The 17,773-nt window shown below is 37.0% G+C and carries 14 protein-coding genes; 7 read left to right on the top strand and 7 right to left on the bottom strand.

The window, feature by feature from the left end:
* Positions 1-3 precede the first annotated feature (3 nt).
* The 6 genes from HCO57_RS05090 (at position 4) to HCO57_RS05065 (ending at position 9,530) form a co-directional block, all read left to right on the top strand.
* On the top strand, positions 4-1,038 hold the full coding sequence (locus tag HCO57_RS05090) for an RluA family pseudouridine synthase (RefSeq protein WP_410492683.1): 1,035 nt from the start codon (positions 4-6) through the stop codon (positions 1,036-1,038).
* 90 nt (positions 1,039-1,128) lie between these two features.
* Entirely contained in the window at positions 1,129-1,890 is a 762-nt protein-coding gene (gene yaaA, locus HCO57_RS05085) for a peroxide stress protein YaaA (RefSeq protein WP_167988153.1), read from the top strand.
* Positions 1,891-1,933: 43 nt separating this feature from the next.
* On the top strand, positions 1,934-2,290 hold the full coding sequence (locus HCO57_RS05080; RefSeq protein ID WP_167988152.1) for a hypothetical protein: 357 nt from the start codon (positions 1,934-1,936) through the stop codon (positions 2,288-2,290).
* Between the two features lie 300 nt (positions 2,291-2,590).
* Positions 2,591-6,043: a pyruvate carboxylase gene (locus tag HCO57_RS05075; protein ID WP_167988151.1), complete on the top strand. Its 3,453-nt coding sequence runs from the start codon at positions 2,591-2,593 to the stop codon at positions 6,041-6,043.
* Between the two features lie 66 nt (positions 6,044-6,109).
* Complete coding sequence (locus HCO57_RS05070) at positions 6,110-6,778, top strand: uracil-DNA glycosylase family protein (protein ID WP_167988150.1); 669 nt, start codon at positions 6,110-6,112, stop codon at positions 6,776-6,778.
* 205 nt (positions 6,779-6,983) lie between these two features.
* Positions 6,984-9,530, top strand: coding sequence for a phosphoenolpyruvate carboxylase (locus tag HCO57_RS05065; RefSeq protein WP_167988149.1), 2,547 nt, complete (start codon positions 6,984-6,986; stop codon positions 9,528-9,530).
* A gap of 58 nt (positions 9,531-9,588) precedes the next feature.
* Here HCO57_RS05065 and HCO57_RS05060 read toward each other — a convergent pair whose 3' ends face one another.
* Together HCO57_RS05060 and HCO57_RS05055 are read right to left on the bottom strand one after the other, a co-directional pair.
* Complete coding sequence (locus tag HCO57_RS05060; RefSeq protein ID WP_167988148.1) at positions 9,589-9,732, bottom strand: hypothetical protein; 144 nt, start codon at positions 9,730-9,732, stop codon at positions 9,589-9,591.
* A gap of 159 nt (positions 9,733-9,891) precedes the next feature.
* Positions 9,892-11,388 carry a M20/M25/M40 family metallo-hydrolase gene (locus tag HCO57_RS05055; protein WP_167988147.1) on the bottom strand — a complete coding sequence of 499 codons (1,497 nt, stop codon included), beginning with the start codon at positions 11,386-11,388 and terminating at the stop codon, positions 9,892-9,894.
* A gap of 58 nt (positions 11,389-11,446) precedes the next feature.
* On the opposite strand from HCO57_RS05055, the gene HCO57_RS05050 reads away from it, so the two are divergent.
* Positions 11,447-13,234, top strand: a complete 1,788-nt coding sequence (locus HCO57_RS05050) for a RagB/SusD family nutrient uptake outer membrane protein (protein ID WP_167988146.1) — start codon at positions 11,447-11,449, stop codon at positions 13,232-13,234.
* 4 nt (positions 13,235-13,238) lie between these two features.
* Here the strand turns inward: HCO57_RS05050 and trpA are convergent, their stop codons facing one another.
* The 5 genes from trpA to trpD all read right to left on the bottom strand — a co-directional run bounded on the left by trpA (position 13,239) and on the right by trpD (position 17,747).
* Positions 13,239-14,000: a tryptophan synthase subunit alpha gene (gene trpA / locus HCO57_RS05045; protein ID WP_167988145.1), complete on the bottom strand. Its 762-nt coding sequence runs from the start codon at positions 13,998-14,000 to the stop codon at positions 13,239-13,241.
* A 75-nt stretch (positions 14,001-14,075) separates the two neighbouring features.
* Positions 14,076-15,257 carry a tryptophan synthase subunit beta gene (gene trpB / locus HCO57_RS05040; protein ID WP_167988144.1) on the bottom strand — a complete coding sequence of 394 codons (1,182 nt, stop codon included), beginning with the start codon at positions 15,255-15,257 and terminating at the stop codon, positions 14,076-14,078.
* Complete coding sequence (locus tag HCO57_RS05035) at positions 15,238-15,867, bottom strand: phosphoribosylanthranilate isomerase (RefSeq protein ID WP_167988143.1); 630 nt, start codon at positions 15,865-15,867, stop codon at positions 15,238-15,240. Before HCO57_RS05035 ends, trpB begins: the two co-directional genes overlap by 20 nt.
* Before the next feature lie 3 nt (positions 15,868-15,870).
* The gene (gene trpC / locus HCO57_RS05030; protein WP_167988142.1) at positions 15,871-16,659 is read right to left on the bottom strand and encodes an indole-3-glycerol phosphate synthase TrpC; all 789 of its coding nucleotides are present in this window, start codon (positions 16,657-16,659) and stop codon (positions 15,871-15,873) included.
* Positions 16,660-16,754: 95 nt separating this feature from the next.
* Complete coding sequence (gene trpD, locus HCO57_RS05025) at positions 16,755-17,747, bottom strand: anthranilate phosphoribosyltransferase (RefSeq protein ID WP_167988141.1); 993 nt, start codon at positions 17,745-17,747, stop codon at positions 16,755-16,757.
* Between the last annotated feature and the right edge of the window lie 26 nt (positions 17,748-17,773).

Raw genomic sequence — 17,773 nt, 5'->3', positions numbered from 1 at the left:
TATATGGAAGAAGAGGAAGATTTTGGGCCTAACCAAGACGATTTATACGAACACCATAAGTTTGTAGCTTCTAAAGGACAAGAACCACTAAGAGTGGATAAGTTTTTAATGAATTTTATAGAAAACGCCACCCGCAATAAAATTCAACAAGCTGCTAAAACAGGAAACATTTGGGTAAATGACACTCAAGTTAAGCAAAATTATAAAGTTAAAGCGGGGGATGTTGTAAAAGTGTTATTTGAGCATCCGCCGTATGAATTTTTGCTAACCCCAGAAAACATTCCGCTAGATATTGCTTATGAGGATGATGAGGTTTTGGTCGTCAATAAAGAACCAGGGATGGTAGTGCATCCTGGACACGGAAATTATTCTGGCACTTTAATTAATGCTTTAGTTTATCACTTTGAAAATTTGCCAGATAATAGTTCTGGCAGACCGGGGTTGGTACACCGTATTGATAAAGATACTTCTGGATTGCTAGTTGTAGCTAAAACAGAACATGCTATGACGCATCTGGCAGAGCAATTTTTTAATAAAACTACAGAACGGGAGTATGTAGCCCTTGTTTGGGGTAATGTGGTAGAAGATCAAGGCACTATAGAAGGGAATCTGGCACGCAATCCAAAAAACCGATTGCAAATGATGGTTTTTCCAGAAGGCGATGTTGGTAAAGAAGCGGTAACGCATTATAAAGTTTTAGAACGATTTGGTTATGTAACCCTAGTGTCTTGCAAATTAGAGACAGGAAGAACACACCAAATTAGGGTGCACATGAAGTATCTAGGTCATCCTTTATTTAATGATGAGCGTTACGGCGGAGATAAAATACTTAAGGGTACAACCTATACCAAATACAAACAGTTTGTAGACAACGCCTTTAAATTATTACCAAGACAAGCTTTACACGCAAAGACTTTAGGATTTGTACACCCTACTACAGCAAAGGCGCTAAGATTTGATTCTGAAATACCGGCAGATATGCAAGCGTGCATAGAAAAATGGCGCTCCTACAGCAAAAACAGTATAGAAGAATCATAAAGATTTTCAATTCTGCTATTGAAAAGAGCATTGCAGCAAGCATTTTGTCTTTTTAAAAAGCAATGTATTTTTACCCAAAGTTTAGACACTATGAAAATTGTAATTTCTCCTGCAAAGTCATTGGATTTTGAAACACAGTTGCCCACTAGTAAACACACAGAACCTGTATTTTTAGAAGAAGCAAGTAAGTTAAACTCGGTATTGGCAAAGAAAAAACCAAACGCTTTATCAGAGTTGATGCATATTAGTGATAGTTTGGCGCAACTTAATTGGGAACGCAATCAACAGTTTTCTACACCTTTTACTCCGGAGAATGCAAGACCTGCAGTTTATGCATTTAATGGCGATGTGTATCAAGGATTAGATATATATACTCTTCCAGAAAACAAAATAGATGCTCTACAGCAAAAACTTCGCATCTTATCTGGCTTATATGGGATTCTAAAACCTTTAGATTTAATGCAGCCTTACCGTTTAGAAATGGGTACTCAGTTAAAAGTAGGGCGCAAAAAGAATTTGTATGAGTTTTGGAAAGAAACGCTGACACAGCATTTGAATGACGAGTTGGTAGAAGACGAATTATTTATCAATCTAGCAAGCAACGAGTACTTTAAAGCAATTGATACTAAAACTTTAAAAGTACCTGTAATCTCTCCGGTATTTAAAGATTGGAAGAATGATAAATTGAAGATTATTAGCTTTTATGCAAAAAAAGCTAGAGGCTCTATGGTGCGTTATATAATAGATAATGATGTGGAAACGCTAGACCAATTAAAAGGCTTTGACTATGATGGATACCAGTTTAGCCAAGAACATACCCTTAAACCTAATGAACCTGCATTTATCCGGTAGACTAAATTGCAATTTATACCGTTCTTATAGTATATAGAAAACTATGAGAAAGCTTATTTTGTCATTGGTAGTTGTTGCAGCCATTGCAGCATGTAATGATAGGGATGATAATTTAGAAGGTGTAGATCTGCGTATTCAAAATAGTAGTTCTACTAATTTTACAACGGTTACCGTTGGGGATGAGCGACTAGTTTTTGAAAATGTTGTTTCAGGTGGTTATTCTGATTATCAAGAAGTAGTAAGGGCTTACCAACAAGACACAGTACACGTAGTTGCAGATTCTTTAGATTTACGTTTTGTTCCAGAAATACAGACAGATTCTCTTCCTTTAGGAGTTTATACTTACGAGTTGTCTATTTCGGATGAAGGGGAACTGCAGTTTCAATTTAAAATTGATTAATCCTATATTAATAGTATAACCTGTATTTTTCTACGATGGTTATCTCTACTATGAGCTTTTTTCTTCCTGCGCCAAACACTTATCGGTAATTTTATCTTCTCTTATATTCACATCCCTTTTACCTACACGTAAACTAATATTTATTTTTTTATAATCATCATAAATTAATGGCACTACAACGTTTTAGTTTGTGATTTTTTTAGTTTAAATGATAGTTTTGTGAAAAATATTCATTACTTAAAGAATTATACTATACCACATACACTAACTATTAACTAATTCTAAAATTTAAGAAAATCAATGGAAATTAAAAAGGTTCTTGTTGCGAATCGCGGTGAAATCGCCATCCGTATTTTTAGAGCATGTGCAGAAATCGGATTGCAAACTGTAGGTATTTATACTTATGAGGATAGATACTCTCTGCATCGGTACAAGGCAGACGAAGCGTATCAAGTTGGGGAAGATGATGAGCCTTTAAAACCTTATTTGGATATAGACGCTATCATCAATATCGCAACAGCTAACGGTGTAGATGCTATACATCCTGGATACGGATTCTTGTCAGAAAATGCAGAATTCGCTCAAAAATGTGCAGATAATAATATCATTTTTGTAGGGCCAAAAGTTTCGGTATTAAAAGCATTAGGTGATAAGATTACGGCTAAGGAAGTAGCAGTATCTCAACAAGTGCCCATTATCCAAAGTAGTAGTGAAGATTTAACTACTCTAGAAATTGCTCTAGAAGAAGCAGATACAATTGGTTATCCTGTTATGCTAAAAGCGGCTTCTGGCGGTGGTGGCCGGGGCATGCGTGTAATACGTACTGCAGACGATTTAAGAAAAGGCTATCCAGAAGCGCAAAGAGAAGCCTTGAAAGCTTTTGGAGATGATACTGTTTTCTTAGAAAAGTTTGTAGAAAATCCAAAGCATATAGAGGTGCAAATTGTGGCAGATACGCATGGGAACATGGTGCATTTATTTGAGCGCGATTGTTCCGTACAGCGTAGATATCAGAAGGTTATTGAGTTTGCGCCTTCTTTAGGCTTACCACAAACTACAAGAGATAAATTATACGAGTATGCCATAAAAATTTGCAAGGCGGTAGATTACAATAACATTGGAACGGTAGAATTTTTAGTAGACGAAGATGGTAGCATTTATTTTATAGAAGTAAACCCTCGTATACAAGTAGAGCATACCGTAACAGAGGAGATTACCAAAATAGATTTGGTTAAAGCTCAATTATTTATTGCTGGTGGCTATAAATTGGCAGACCAGCAAATAAAAATTAAAGACCAAGCCTCTGTAGTAGCCACTGGTTATGCTTTGCAATGTAGGGTAACCACGGAAGACCCTACCAACGATTTTAAGCCAGATTATGGTATTGTTACTACATACCGCAGTGCATCTGGGCATGGCATACGCTTAGATGCAGGTAGTATTTACCAAGGGGTCCGTATTTCGCCATTTTTTGATAGTATGTTGGTAAAAGTTTCTGCTTCTAGTAGAACCTTAGATGGCTGTTGTAGAAAAATGCGTAGAGCATTGGCAGAATTTAGAATTAGAGGGTTAAATACTAATATTCCGTTTTTAGATAACATTCTATTACATCCTACCTTTAGACAGGGAGAGGTAACGGTAAACTTTATTAAGAACGAACCCAGCTTATTTAAAATCAGAGAGTCTAGAAACCGTGCCAATAAGTTGGTAGGTTATTTGGCAGAAACTATAGTAAATGGCAATCCAGATGTTAAAAAAGTAGATAAGGACCGCGTTTTTACAAAGCCACAAATACCGAGTTTCCCTAAAAACCAACCTTACCCTAAAGGTACCAAAGACTTATTAACAGAATTAGGTCCAGAAGGTTTTGCTAATTGGCTTAAAGACCAAAAGCAAGTACATTTTACAGATACTACCTTTAGAGATGCGCACCAGAGCTTATTAGCCACACGAATGCGTACTATAGATATGCTAAAAGTGGCAGAAGGTTATGCAAAGAATCATCCAGAAATCTTTTCCATGGAAATTTGGGGTGGAGCTACGTTTGATGTTTGCCTTAGATTCTTAAAAGAAAACCCTTGGGAGCGTTTAGCATTGCTGCGAAATGCGATGCCTAATGTATTAACGCAAATGCTTATTCGTGGTTCTAATGGCGTGGGTTACAAGGCGTATCCAGATAACTTAATTGCAAAATTCGTAGAAAAATCTTGGGAAACAGGTTTGGATGTCTTCAGAATTTTTGATTCGCTAAATTGGATGCAATCCATAGCGCCATGTATTGAACACGTGCGTAAGCATACGGGTGGTTTGGCAGAAGCTTCTATTTGTTATACGGGCGATATCTTGAATCCGGAAAAATCTAAATATGACCTAAAGTATTATGTGCAGTTGGCTAAAGATATAGAAAATGCCGGTGCACATATATTAGGCGTAAAAGACATGGCAGGGTTGTTAAAACCTCAAGCTGCGTTTGAGTTGATTTCTGCATTAAAATCAGAACTAAATATTCCTATACATTTACATACCCACGATACTTCTTCTGTACAAGCAGCCATGTATTTAAAAGCTATAGAAGCAGGTGTGGACGTTGTAGACGTGGCACTTGGGGGCTTATCTGGCTTAACAGCACAGCCAAACTTCAATTCTATGTTAGAGATGCTTCGCTTTACGGAACGTGAAAATAAAATGAACCGTGAAAAATTGGCAGAGTATTCTAATTACTGGGAAACCGTTCGTACGTATTATTATCCATTTGAATCTGGATTAAAAGCAGGAACAGGAGAAGTGTATACTCATGAAATTCCTGGCGGACAATATTCCAATCTAAAAGGGCAAGCTATAGCTTTAGGGTTAGAGAATAAATTTCCGGAGGTAACTAAAATGTATGCTGAGGTCAACGAACTTTTTGGAGACATTATTAAAGTAACACCAAGCTCTAAAGTGGTGGGTGATATGGCGCAATACCTTATCAGCAATGGATATTCTGTTAAAGACGTATTAGAAAGAGGGGATAGCATTTCTTTTCCTGAGTCCGTAAAGAGTTTTTTTAGAGGCGATTTAGGGCAGCCTACAGGTGGTTTTCCTAAACGTCTACAAGAGATTGTTCTAAAGGATGAAAAACCATATACGGATAGGCCCAATGCACATTTGGAACCTGTAGATTTTGATGAGGAATTTAAAGTGTTTCAGGCCAAGTACACCAAGGGAATGGGACGGGAATTAGAGATGACAGATTTCTTGTCATATCAGTTGTATCCAAAAGTATTTGAAGATGCCTACCAGCACCATCTCTTATATGGTAATGTTATGGTTATTCCTACCAAAAACTTTTTCTACGGAATGGAGATTGGGGAAGAAATAATGATAGAGATGGATAAAGGTAAAACCATCTTAGTACAACTTATGCTTGTTGGCGAGCCAGATTCTAGTGGTAATGTCAATTTGTTTTTTAAAGTCAATGGGCAATTACGTAATGTAGTTGTTAAAGACAAGAGTATAAAGGTAGACAAGCAAGAAAACAAAAAGGTAGATGCTAATAATCCCAAAGAAATTGGCTCGCCATTGCAAGGTTTACTAAGTAATGTACTAGTTAAAAATGGGCAAGAGATTAAAAAGAATCAGCCTTTGTTCATTATAGAAGCAATGAAAATGGAAACAACGGTTACAGCTCCGGAAGAGGGTGTTGTAGACCGTGTTGAATTGCCTAGCGGTACTTTGGTCAATGGTGACGACCTTGTACTTATTTTAAAGTAATATTGGTTCTGGGTCGGTTTTTCTGGCCCAGAATTATTCTTGTATTTTTAGGACAAACCTGTACCATTGTCTAAGCCCTTTTTACATACCCATCCTTATCCACCTTTCTTATTCAAGGGTGTAGAAAAATTAATTGTTGGGACATTGCCACCACCGAGATTTACAACGGGGCTTTTAAAAGAAGGCGATGTGGATTTTTGTTATGGCAGTAGAGATGGTCAACTTTGGCCAATTTTAGACCGTATTTTTCATTTAGATTTATTGTTTGAAACTACGGAAGCGGCCGTACAACAGCGTAAAGAATTTTTACGTGAGCAGAAGATTGGTGTTTGTGATATTGTTGCGAGTGCAGAAAGAGAAAAAGTGGATGCCTCTGACCTTGGTATGCAAAATGTGCAATTGAGAGATTTATTGGGGTATTTGAAAGAATATACTACGGTAAACACGCTACTTTTTACCGGTGGTAATAGCAAAAATGGTCCCGAGTATTTTTTTAGGAGATTGCTTAAGACAAATAATTTACGACTACAAGTAGTGGATAGTTCGGTGCCTAGAATACATCAGTTTGTACACCCAAGCACACAAGTAAATATACAAACGGTTAGCCTAACAGCTCCTAGCGGTACTGCTAACAGGGCAGTGGGCAGCTTGCCATTGTACAAAGAATTAAAGCGTAAAAATCCAAGTTTTAATACTCTAGATTTTCGCGTACTCCAATATGCAAAGTTCTTTTAGCATCATATTGTAAGGTTAAATCCTTAAACTGCATCAATCTAAAAGTAAAAAAATAAATATACTTTATAAAAGCAAGTGCTATTGTTAGGTTTGTATGGTGGTGCTAACAAATTGTTATAGTACAGCAATCCATGGTTTAAATGGTCTTATTTAACGACCTTTGAAGGGTTTCATAATTAAAATTTTATCCAGCTATATGAATAAAATGCGGCAAACAAAACGATTGGCAGAATTTCAAAAGTCGGTCACCAACAGATACAATATCTACAATAGCCTATTTCTTAGTCTGCCTTATGCAGACATGGAAAATGTAGCAACCCTTGTTCCTTTGTTATTTGAGCAGTGTGAGAAAGGCTTAAATGCGGGTAAAAAACCAGAAGAAATATTAGAAAATTTCTTTACTGGCGTTGCAGGAATTACAGACGAGAAACAACGAATAGATTTCATGTTTCGTATTATACAGTACGTAGAACGCCAAGTGGTGTTGTATGATAGTGTAGAAGATGCCGCATTTCCAAAATTGCAAAAATATACCAACTCACTTGGAATTAAAGATTATTTTGAGCTGGTAGACCAAAATAAGAATTGGGATAAAATCTCTAAAAAGCTATCTACTTTTAGTGCAAGAATAGTACTTACGGCGCACCCAACCCAATTTTATACACCGGCGGTTCTAGATATCATTTCAGAATTAAGAAAAATGATAGAAGATAACCGTATTAATGATATTGATACCACTTTGCAGCAATTAGGATTAACTTCTCTGGTAAACTCCAGAAAGCCTACGCCTTTAGACGAAGCAAAAAACATTATCCACATCCTTAGAAATACGTATTACGATGCTATTGGAGAAATGTTTCAAGACATTAAAAAGAGTATTAGGGATGAGAAATTTGATAATTACGACATTATAAAATTAGGTTTTTGGCCTGGCGGAGACCGGGATGGTAACCCATATGTAACAGAAGATATCACCAAAAAAGTAGCAGACGAATTGCGCCTTACTTTAATGAAGTGTTATTATAATGACATTAAAGTGCTACGGAAAAAACTAACGTTCCGTGGGTTGGCTGAGCCGTTAGAATTGTTAAGTGATAAGCTCTATAAGGCTATGTTCCAAACTGAATTTTTGGTGAGCTATGAAGAAATCATCCAAAGTCTAGAGCAGGTTAAAGATGTACTTGTTAATGATTATCATGGGTTATATTTAGAAGATTTAACTAAGATGATAGATAAGGTGCACATATTTAAAGTGCACTTCGCAACGCTAGATATTCGCCAAGACCATAGTAAACATTACTTAACAGTCACAGAGGTACTTAAAAAGCATGGTGTAATTAAGGAAAGTCTTGAAGAATTATCGCAGGAGGAATTAATTAATTGTTTGCTTAAAAAAGATATCACTGTAAATGAGAGCGATTTTACGGAAGACATTGTGGTGCAAACCCTGACTAATATTTCTCACTTAAAGGAAATACAAAATAGAAATGGAGAGGCAGGCTGTAATCGCTACATCATAAGTAATAGCGAAGATATTTTTTCCGTACTATTCGTTTTTGGTTTGTTTAGATGGTGTGGTTGGAAAGCAGAGGATATAACTTTTGATATTGTTCCGTTGTTTGAGACCATGAAAGGAATGGATGCTTCTGAAGAAGTAATGCAAGCCCTATTTGATATACCAATGTACAAAGAACACCTAGCACGTAGAAAAGACGTACATACTATTATGTTGGGCTTCTCTGATGGTACAAAAGATGGCGGGTATTTAAAAGCCAACTGGTCTATTTTAAAAACCAAAGAAACTTTAAGTAAGGTGTGTAAGAAAAACGGCATCAAAGCTATTTTCTTTGATGGTAGAGGCGGACCGCCAGCACGTGGTGGTGGTAAAACACATCGTTTCTATGCCGCACAAACCAAGGATGTTGCCAACCATGAAATTCAATTAACCGTACAAGGACAAACCATTACAAGTACGTTTGGTACCAAAGAGCAGTTTAAACACAATGCGGAACAATTACTTACCGCTGGGCTAAGCAACAACCTGTTTGGAAAAGAACACAAAATTTCTGGGGAGCAACGTAGGTTAATAGAAAAACTTTCTCAGCTTAGTTTTAATAAATATGACGCGTTAAAACAACATGAAAAGTTTATACCTTATTTGGAGCATAGAAGTACGTTAAAATATTACACCAAGGCAAATATTGGTAGTAGACCAGGAAAACGTGGTAATAAAAAGCAACTGACGTTATCTGACCTTAGGGCGATTTCCTTTGTTGGTTCTTGGAGCCAGTTAAAGCAAAATGTACCAGGCTATTTTGGATTGGGTACGGCCATTGCACAGCTTAAAGAAGAAGGTAAGATGAACGATGTGAAAAAGCTGTTCAAAGAAGTGCCTTTCTTTAGAGCCTTGATGATGAATAGTATGATGTCTTTGGCAAAAACCAACTTCAATTTAACCAGTTACATGAAGGAGGATAAGGAGTTCGGTGATTTTTGGAAGATTCTACACCAAGAGTTTGAATTGTCTAAAAAGATGCTATTGCAAATTTCTGGACATAAAATCTTAATGGAAGACGAGGCGGTTTCTAGAGAATCCGTTAAGATTCGTGAGAAAATTGTTCTGCCGTTATTGGTAATTCAGCAGAATGCGCTCTTCCATATAACCAAAGATTCTGAATATAAAGAGTTGTATGAGAAGATAGTGACACGTAGTCTCTATGGTAATATTAATGCCAGTAGAAACTCGGCTTAAAATATAGAAAAAGCCCCTGAGAAATCAGGGGCTTTCTTATGCACAAAAAGGGGTTTTATTATCCTTTGTTCTGTTGCTTTTTAACGGTATCCTCGTCAATATCAAAATCGTTAGTTTTGATGTTGGTATTCCCAGTTGGGTTGGTAGGATTTGTTTGTTCTACTCTTCTTTTAAACTTCTTCTTATCTTCAATAATTCCCATAGTATTTTTTTTAAATTAATAACTATTGAGAATGTACTAAAAGCTTGAGCTAAACTCCGTTAATAGCCTTCTAAAACTATGTTATTGGGTGTTAATGCGTTACAAATAATTGCTTTAGCGCTAACCTTAGGCAAGATTCAACGCTTTAAAGTCTATTTATTATTGCAAGGGTGTGCTTAGTATGTTGTAAAAAGCACGAATTCCGTAGGCCAATTGTCCAATTTTTAAATTCTCATTTGGGCTATGCTGGTTGTTATCAGGATTTACCATAGGAACAATAAAAGCTGGAATCTTTAATTCGTTTATAAATGGCGAAATAGGGACTGTACCACCCATTATGCGTATTTGTACCACATCTTGCCCAAAGGTGCTTTGTAGGGTATTGGCTAGGAACACCCCGTAAGTATTGTCCAAATCTGTACGAAAAGCATCGGTAACCCCACGTTCGGTAATGGTAATCAATTTGTCAAATTGTAAACGCTCCGCATTTGTAGGTACGTGGTCAAGGACTTTAAAGCCTTGTTTGGCAATGTGTTCTTTTACTAATTTTTTTAGTCGGTTGCCATTACTCTCTGGTACTAAGCGTAAGTCCAATTCGGCCGTAGCACTTTCTGGAACAATAGTTCTGGCGGCATCGCCTGTCCATCCAGAGCTTAGACCACGAATGTTTAAACTAGGGAACTGTAAAGACTCTTGATAATAACTGCCAACTTTTTCCGCTGTTTTAAACTGAAGTTTTTCTTTGATTACAGCATCGTCATCCGGCACTTTTTTCAAAACTGCTTGGATGTCATCATTTATAAAAATTCCATCATAGTACCCAGGAATGGTCACTTTGCCGTCCGTATCCTTCATACTTGCTAATAGATGGGCTAACTGGAATCCAGGATTGGGAGCATAGTTTCCATAATGGCCACTATGTTGGGGTTTTATTGGTCCGTAGGTAGTTAAACTTAATGTGGTTATACCGCGGCAACCGTAAACCATAGTAGGTAATCCAGAGCCATGGCTTGGCCCGTCTGAAATCACTAAAAAATCGGCAGCCAGTAGTTCTCTATATTGCTTTACCGCGTTAGGAAGGCTTTTGCTACCTTTTTCTTCTTCGCTATCTAAAATAATTTTGATGTTGTACGGAAATTCCTTGTCATCTTTTTTAAGTAAATCCAAGGCATGCAAAAACATCACTATGGGTCCTTTATCATCAGAGGTAGAACGGCCAAACAGGCGCCAATCATAATTTATATCCTCATTTAGCGCAGAAAAATCTACAGTTTCAAAACCATTCTCAACAGGTTTCTTAAGAACCGTTTTGTACGGGTTTGGTTGGTCCCACTTATTGGCATCAACACCTTGGCCGTCTAAATGCATATAAAATAAGATGGTGGTTTTGCCATCTTTCATTGGGGTGTTGGCAAAAAATAGCGGTAAACCTTCTGTGTCTAAGATAGCCGAATTAAATCCACGTTTATCAAACTGTTTTTTTAACCAAAAGAGATTGTTGTCTATATCATCTGGGTTTAGGGCATCATTGGGTATGGCTACAAATTCACGTAAATCTGTAATGGCAAGGGCAACCTCAGATTTTACTTTTGTAGAATCTTGGGCGGCTATTGGGACATAAAGTAAGATTAGTAAAAGGAAATTTAAAACTCTCATAAATACGCTTTACATTAGTTGTAAATCTAATTAAACTTACCATAATAAATTCTCATCAATGAAGTCTTTTTCTTTTACGCTAGTATTTAAACTAGTTATAGCTATTTCAATATTTATAATTGCTGGTTGTTCAAAAGATGAAACGGTGGATGTTGAAATGGTAGAAAGTGGGAACTTAGAAGTTACGGTGCAAGTATCAAAAGATAGTCGTGAACCAAATGCTATCGTAACATTATTGCAAACCAAGGAATCAAAAAAAACTGATACTAATGGGGTTGCAACTTTTACCGACCTTTTAATAGGAAGTTATGATGTTTTGGTGGAAATTGATGAAAATTCTCAAAATTATAATGAAGACTTTGTGTACAGTTACGAAAGTGCAATAGTCACCGCTGGTGCTACAACTTCTATAGAAATAACAATTTTAAAGGGGGCTGATCCGATTGGGGAGAGTGAAGTAGAAATCGACTCTCTTTTAGAGTTTATGTACAACCGTTTAAAACTCATATATACTACTGAATTTGGTGATTTAAATTGGATTTGGGGAGATTTGGGCACTGGAACTATTACATATAAAAACACATACAATCAAGTATTGGAAGAAGTGGATAGTTTTCAATTGACACCAAATAATCCTGTCGTAGAAGAGGTTTGGAATAATCACTATCAATTTATGTATCAGATTAATCAAACCTTAAAAACTGTCTTAGATAATAACTATTATTCAGAATCAGGAAAACAAACTCCTGCTATTTTGGCTGAATTGAGATTTATGAGGTCCTTAGTTTATTCTAATTTATTAGTACTATATGGAAATCCAGTTCTAGTTACGGAAGATACAACCGTAGAAGGTCCTTTTGTAAACGATAGGGATGGGATTAAAGATTTGATTATTTCGGATTTAAACTTTGTGATTTCTAGTTTAGAAGAAGGTAATAATGGCAAGTATGTAGCAAATGTGAATGCTGCAAAGTTATTGTTGGCTAAACATTACATGAATGTAGCTGGCTTTCCAGATTTTGAAACAGATAAATTGACTGAAGCTAAAAGTTTGCTAGTTGATTTATTACCAGATGTAATTTTAGAAGATGAGTATAGAGATGTATTTGAAACCTCTAATATTCTAAGTGATGAGGTTTTATTCGCTGTAAATGTTGATGTAAATTCCGATTTGGGAGGTAGAAGTGTAGGGGTGATATATGGACCGCTAGGATATACAAATCTTGATGCTATAGAAATAACTTCCGGATATATTTCTGACTATTTTATGGAAGGTAATTCACCTGCCAGTCCAGTTAACTTTCCACTTGAAATTTCAGATAAACGTTTTAACGAAAATATAGCGACTTTTAAGTTAGAAAATGATACTCAAGTAAATGCCGACAATATTGATGATTGGCGACCTTTGAAAAATATAAAAAACTTTGTTAGTCCTCCTACTTATAATTCCTCGGATATGGATTTAATAATTTTAAGAAGTGCAGATGTTTTATTGACTTATGCAGAGGTGGAGAACAGTCTTAATGGTCCTTCACAGAGCGCTTATGATGCACTACAAAGGTTAATAAGTAGGTCTGTAACAGGACCAAGTACAATATTACAAGCGGGTTTAACTCAACAGGCATTTTTAAATGAAATTTTAAAGCAAAGAAGATTAGAATTTTCTTTTGAAGGTGCTTACAAAAGTGATTTGATAAGGAATGGTTTATTAGAAGAAGCAATTAATGCTTTCAATGATAACTATCCAGAAAGGGCCAAACAATATCAATCTCATGAGTACATTTGGCCTATTCCACAAATTGAAATTAATTACAATCCTGATATTATTCAGAATCCGGGGTATTAGGTTATTACCTAATCCCCTTCACAAACGAATCAATTTCAGTAGTGCCGTGAGTGGTTAAATGTTTTATGAAGGCCGAGCCAATAATAGCCCCTTTAGCTCTAGAAGTGGCAGCCGTAAACGTTTCGTTATTGCTTATACCAAAACCAACTACTTGAGGGTTTTTAAGCTTTAAACCATCAATTCGTTCAAAGTATTCTGTTTGTTCGTTTCCAAATCCGCTTTTAGCACCCGTGGTACTTGCAGAACTTACCATGTAAATAAATCCTTCAGAAGCTGCATCTATCTGGCGAATCCTAGCTTCGCTAGTTTGTGGCGTTATTAAGAACACATTGATTAAACCGTGTGCTTTAAAAATTGCTTCATATTCTTCCAAATATACATCTAAAGGTAAATCTGGGAGTATGAGTCCATCAATCCCCAGTTCCTCACATTTTTTACAGAACGCCTCTACACCATATTGCAAAACTGGGTTAAAATACCCCATAATAATCAGAGGAATGGATACCGTTTTTCTGATATCCTTTAATTGCTTAAAAAGTTTGCTCGTAGTCATACCATTTTTAAGAGCAGCGGTAGAGCTTTCTTGTATGGTAGGGCCATCTGCTAAGGGGTCGCTAAACGGTAGTCCAATTTCTATCATGTCTACCCCGGATTTTTCCAGTTCTTCAATAACCGTTACGGTATCCTCTAATTTTGGATAGCCAGCAGTGAAATATATAGAAAGTAACTTTTGTTCTTCTTGTAATTTTTGGTTTATTCTATTCATCTAAAATAGTTTTAGGTATGAAGGTTTGCCTTTTAATTCCTAAGTTTTTGTTCCCGAAATCTTAAGTGGGTATAACTACAGTTTAAAATAATCTATATACGTCTGTAAATCTTTATCCCCACGTCCAGATAAACTAATGACCACTACATCATCTGGTTTAAACGTTTTATACTTGAATAATGCTAAGGCATGAGAGGTTTCTATAGCGGGGATGATACCCTCTAGTTGGGTTAATTCTAAGCCCGCTTCCATGGCTTCATCATCTGTAGCCGAGTAAAATTCGCCCCGTCCAGATTTGTACAAATGCGAATGCAAAGGCCCAACCCCGGGATAATCTAGACCTGCAGAGATAGAATAGGGTTCTGTAATTTGCCCGTCTTCCGTTTGCATTAATAGTGTTTTACAACCGTGAATAATACCTTCTTTACCCAATTTGGAAGTAGCGGCACTTTCACCAGAATTTACACCTTTACCAGCCGCTTCTACTGCAATAATGCCTACTTCTTCTTCATCTAAAAAGTGATAGTACGTACCAGCAGCATTACTACCGCCACCAATACAGGCTACCACATAGTTTGGAAGTTCGCGTCCTTCTTTTTCTTTTAATTGCCATTTTATTTCTTCGGATATTACCGATTGAAATCTGGTAACCATATCCGGGTAAGGGTGTGGACCAATGGCAGAACCAATTATGTAGTGGGTGTCTACTGGGTTGTTAATCCAATCCCTAATAGCTTCATTGGTAGCATCCTTTAAGGTTCTACTCCCAGACAATGCAGGTTTTACCGTAGCGCCAAGCATTTTCATACGGGCTACGTTGGGTGCTTGTCTTGCAATATCTATCTCTCCCATATACACCACACAATCAATCCCCATTAAGGCACAAACCGTTGCCGTAGCTACCCCATGTTGGCCAGCGCCAGTTTCTGCAATGATGCGTTTTTTACCCAGTTTTTTGGCCATTAAAATCTGACCTATGGTATTGTTAACCTTGTGTGCCCCGGTATGGTTTAAATCTTCTCGTTTTAGATAAACCTTACAATTGTATTTTTCTGATAAACGATTGGCGAAATACAATGGACTAGGACGGCCCACGTAGTCTTTCAAAAGCTGATGAAATTCTTTTTGAAAATCATCTTCGTACATCAACTTTAAATAATTTTGGCGTAGCTCTTCTACGTTGGGGTAGAGCATTTCTGGAATAAATGCGCCGCCAAAATCACCGTAATATCCGCGGTCATCTACGTGATACTTCATCGTCAATTCTTTTTTTAAATGCTATTAGTTTTTCAATGTCTTTTTTTCCAGGTTTGGTTTCAAACCTACTGTTCACATCTATGGCGTAACAGTATTTGGCCTCTGGCCGATATAAAAAGGTTAATACTTCATCTATATTTTCTAATCCTATACCGCCGCTTAAAAAATAGGGTTTGGTAGACGGATAGTTCTCCAAGACTTCCCAATCAAACGTGTAACCGTTGCCTCCGGGATTTTTCCCTTTGGTATCAAAAAGGTAATAGTCGCACACGTCCTCGTACGGTTTCAATACAGAAAAATCAAAGCTATCTGCAATACCAAATACCTTAATTACTTTAATGTTGAGGTTTCTTATGCGCTCACATAATTCTGGTGGTTCTTGCCCGTGCAATTGCACCATTTGCAACCCATGTAGGCTTACTTTTTTTAAAATTTCTTCTATGGATGCATTTACAAAAACACCTACTTTGCTCACCTTTCTGGTGATTGTAGGGATAACCCCAACAAGATTACGAGGCGATTTATCATAGAATATAAATCCCATATAGTCTGGTGCTATAGCCGCTACTTCTTTGGGGTTATATTTCATTCCGCAAACCTTTAGTCTCATGGCCTACACGTTTTGTAAAGCATTAATAAAATCTAGGGCGCTTTGCCCTGGATTTTCGGTTTTCATAAAGTTTTCACCTATTAAAAAACCTTGATAACCGTATTGTTTTAGCTCATTTATGGCAGCTACGGAACTAATACCGCTTTCAGAGACTTTTACAAAATCGTCTGGTATTTGTGTAGCAAGTTTTTTACTGGTTTCTAAGCTAACCTCAAAGGTTTTTAGGTTACGGTTATTGACGCCCAACATATCTAAACTAGGCATGATGGATTTTTGTAATTCTGCCTCATTATGTACTTCTAGCAATACGTCCATTCCTAAACTTTTTGCAAGTTCTGATAGTGATTTAATTTCTTTTTGCGAAAGCACTGCAGCTATTAAAAGGATAACATCTGCGCCGTGTGCTTTGGCTTCTAAAACCTGATACTCGTCTATCATAAATTCCTTGCGAAGCAGTGGCATGGTAACACATGCTCTAGCTAGCAACAAATCTTCAATAGAACCTCCAAAGTATTTTATATCCGTAAGTACACTCATACCAGACACGCCGGCATTTTCATAACCTTTGGCAACCATACCTACATTGGTATTTTGGTTTATGGTCTGCTTGCTGGGCGAGCGTCTTTTGTGTTCTGCAATAATACCAGATTGGCTATTTCTTAAGGCCGTAGACAAGGATGAACCTGTTCTATTAAAAAGAACGGATTTTTCCAATTGGGTAGTAGGAATCAACCCTTTTTTTAAATCGACTTCTTTTCTCTTGTCAGCAACTATTTTATCTAGGATGTTCATGTTTTCTTTATTTATTTCTTCTTTTTCTATGGACGAAAAAGAATTTGAGAATCTAGCTTTATTAAACAATTATTTAAAGCATCAACCAGTAATCACTAATTACTCAATGCCCTTAACTTGTTTAAAGCCAAAAGTCCCTTGCCGTTTAAAAGCGATTCTTTTGCTCTTTCAAAACCTTCTTTAGGCGTGCAATTCTCTACCGTTGCAATGGCTACACCTGCGTTGGCACATACCACATTATTTTGTGCTTCTGTACCTTTGCCTTTAAGAATATTCAGGAATATTTGAGCAGAATCCGCAACATCATCACCACCAACAATTTCCGAAGCTTTTACCGCTTGTATACCAAAATCTACGGGTTCTAGCATGCTTTCTGTACCATTAGAAATGGTCTTGGTAGCACCTGTTAAACTAATCTCATCATAACCGTCTAACGCATGTAATACCGTAAAATTCTTATCCGTGTTTTGATACAGATAGCCGTACATACGCGCTAGCTCTAGGTTAAAAACCCCTACCATTTGGTTTTTAGGAAAGGCAGGATTTACCATGGGGCCTAGCATGTTAAAAAAAGTTTTAACGGCCAATTCTTTACGGATTGGACCAACATTTTTCATGGCTGGGTGAAACAAAGGAGCGTGGAGTACGCAAATACCCGCTTCCTCCATGGATTTTTTAAGAAAATCGGCTTCATTGCTAAACTTAATGCCTAAAAACTCCATGACATTACTACTGCCACATTTGGAAGAAACCCCATAATTACCGTGTTTGGTTACATGAATACCCGCACCAGCGGTAACAAATGAGGCTAGAGTAGAGATATTAAATGTGTCTTTGCCGTCTCCGCCCGTTCCACAAAGGTCTATGGGATTGTAATCGCTTAAATCCACAGCAACGCACAATTCTAACAAGGCGTCTCTAAAACCTTCTAATTCCTCTATGGTGATGCTACGCATCATGTAAACAGTTAGGAAAGCCGCTATCTGACTGGTGTTATAATCGCCTTTAGCAATATTGACCAAGATTTGTTTGGCATCGTCCTTTGACAAGATTTCGTGATTAATTAATCTATTTAGTGTCTCTTTCATTCACTTTACTTTTTTTCCGCTAGGGC

This window comes from Croceivirga sp. JEA036, from assembly GCF_011882165.1.
GTDB lineage: Bacteria > Bacteroidota > Bacteroidia > Flavobacteriales > Flavobacteriaceae > Croceivirga.
Note: the sequence above shows the minus strand (reverse complement) of the source record. Positions and strands in the feature narration are given on the sequence as shown.

Excerpts from the sequence above, each read along its gene's own strand:
- HCO57_RS05090 (WP_410492683.1), top strand. The coding sequence starts at position 4 with ATGGAAGAAGAGGAAGATTTTGGGCCTAACCAAGACGATTTATACGAA.
- yaaA (WP_167988153.1), top strand. The coding sequence starts at position 1,129 with ATGAAAATTGTAATTTCTCCTGCAAAGTCATTGGATTTTGAAACACAG.
- HCO57_RS05080 (WP_167988152.1), top strand. The coding sequence starts at position 1,934 with ATGAGAAAGCTTATTTTGTCATTGGTAGTTGTTGCAGCCATTGCAGCA.
- HCO57_RS05075 (WP_167988151.1), top strand. The coding sequence starts at position 2,591 with ATGGAAATTAAAAAGGTTCTTGTTGCGAATCGCGGTGAAATCGCCATC.
- HCO57_RS05065 (WP_167988149.1), top strand. The coding sequence starts at position 6,984 with ATGCGGCAAACAAAACGATTGGCAGAATTTCAAAAGTCGGTCACCAAC.
- HCO57_RS05060 (WP_167988148.1), bottom strand. The coding sequence starts at position 9,732 with ATGGGAATTATTGAAGATAAGAAGAAGTTTAAAAGAAGAGTAGAACAA.
- HCO57_RS05055 (WP_167988147.1), bottom strand. The coding sequence starts at position 11,388 with ATGAGAGTTTTAAATTTCCTTTTACTAATCTTACTTTATGTCCCAATA.
- HCO57_RS05050 (WP_167988146.1), top strand. The coding sequence starts at position 11,447 with ATGAAGTCTTTTTCTTTTACGCTAGTATTTAAACTAGTTATAGCTATT.
- trpA (WP_167988145.1), bottom strand. The coding sequence starts at position 14,000 with ATGAATAGAATAAACCAAAAATTACAAGAAGAACAAAAGTTACTTTCT.
- trpB (WP_167988144.1), bottom strand. The coding sequence starts at position 15,257 with ATGAAGTATCACGTAGATGACCGCGGATATTACGGTGATTTTGGCGGC.
- HCO57_RS05035 (WP_167988143.1), bottom strand. The coding sequence starts at position 15,867 with ATGAGACTAAAGGTTTGCGGAATGAAATATAACCCCAAAGAAGTAGCG.
- trpC (WP_167988142.1), bottom strand. The coding sequence starts at position 16,659 with ATGAACATCCTAGATAAAATAGTTGCTGACAAGAGAAAAGAAGTCGAT.
- trpD (WP_167988141.1), bottom strand. The coding sequence starts at position 17,747 with ATGAAAGAGACACTAAATAGATTAATTAATCACGAAATCTTGTCAAAG.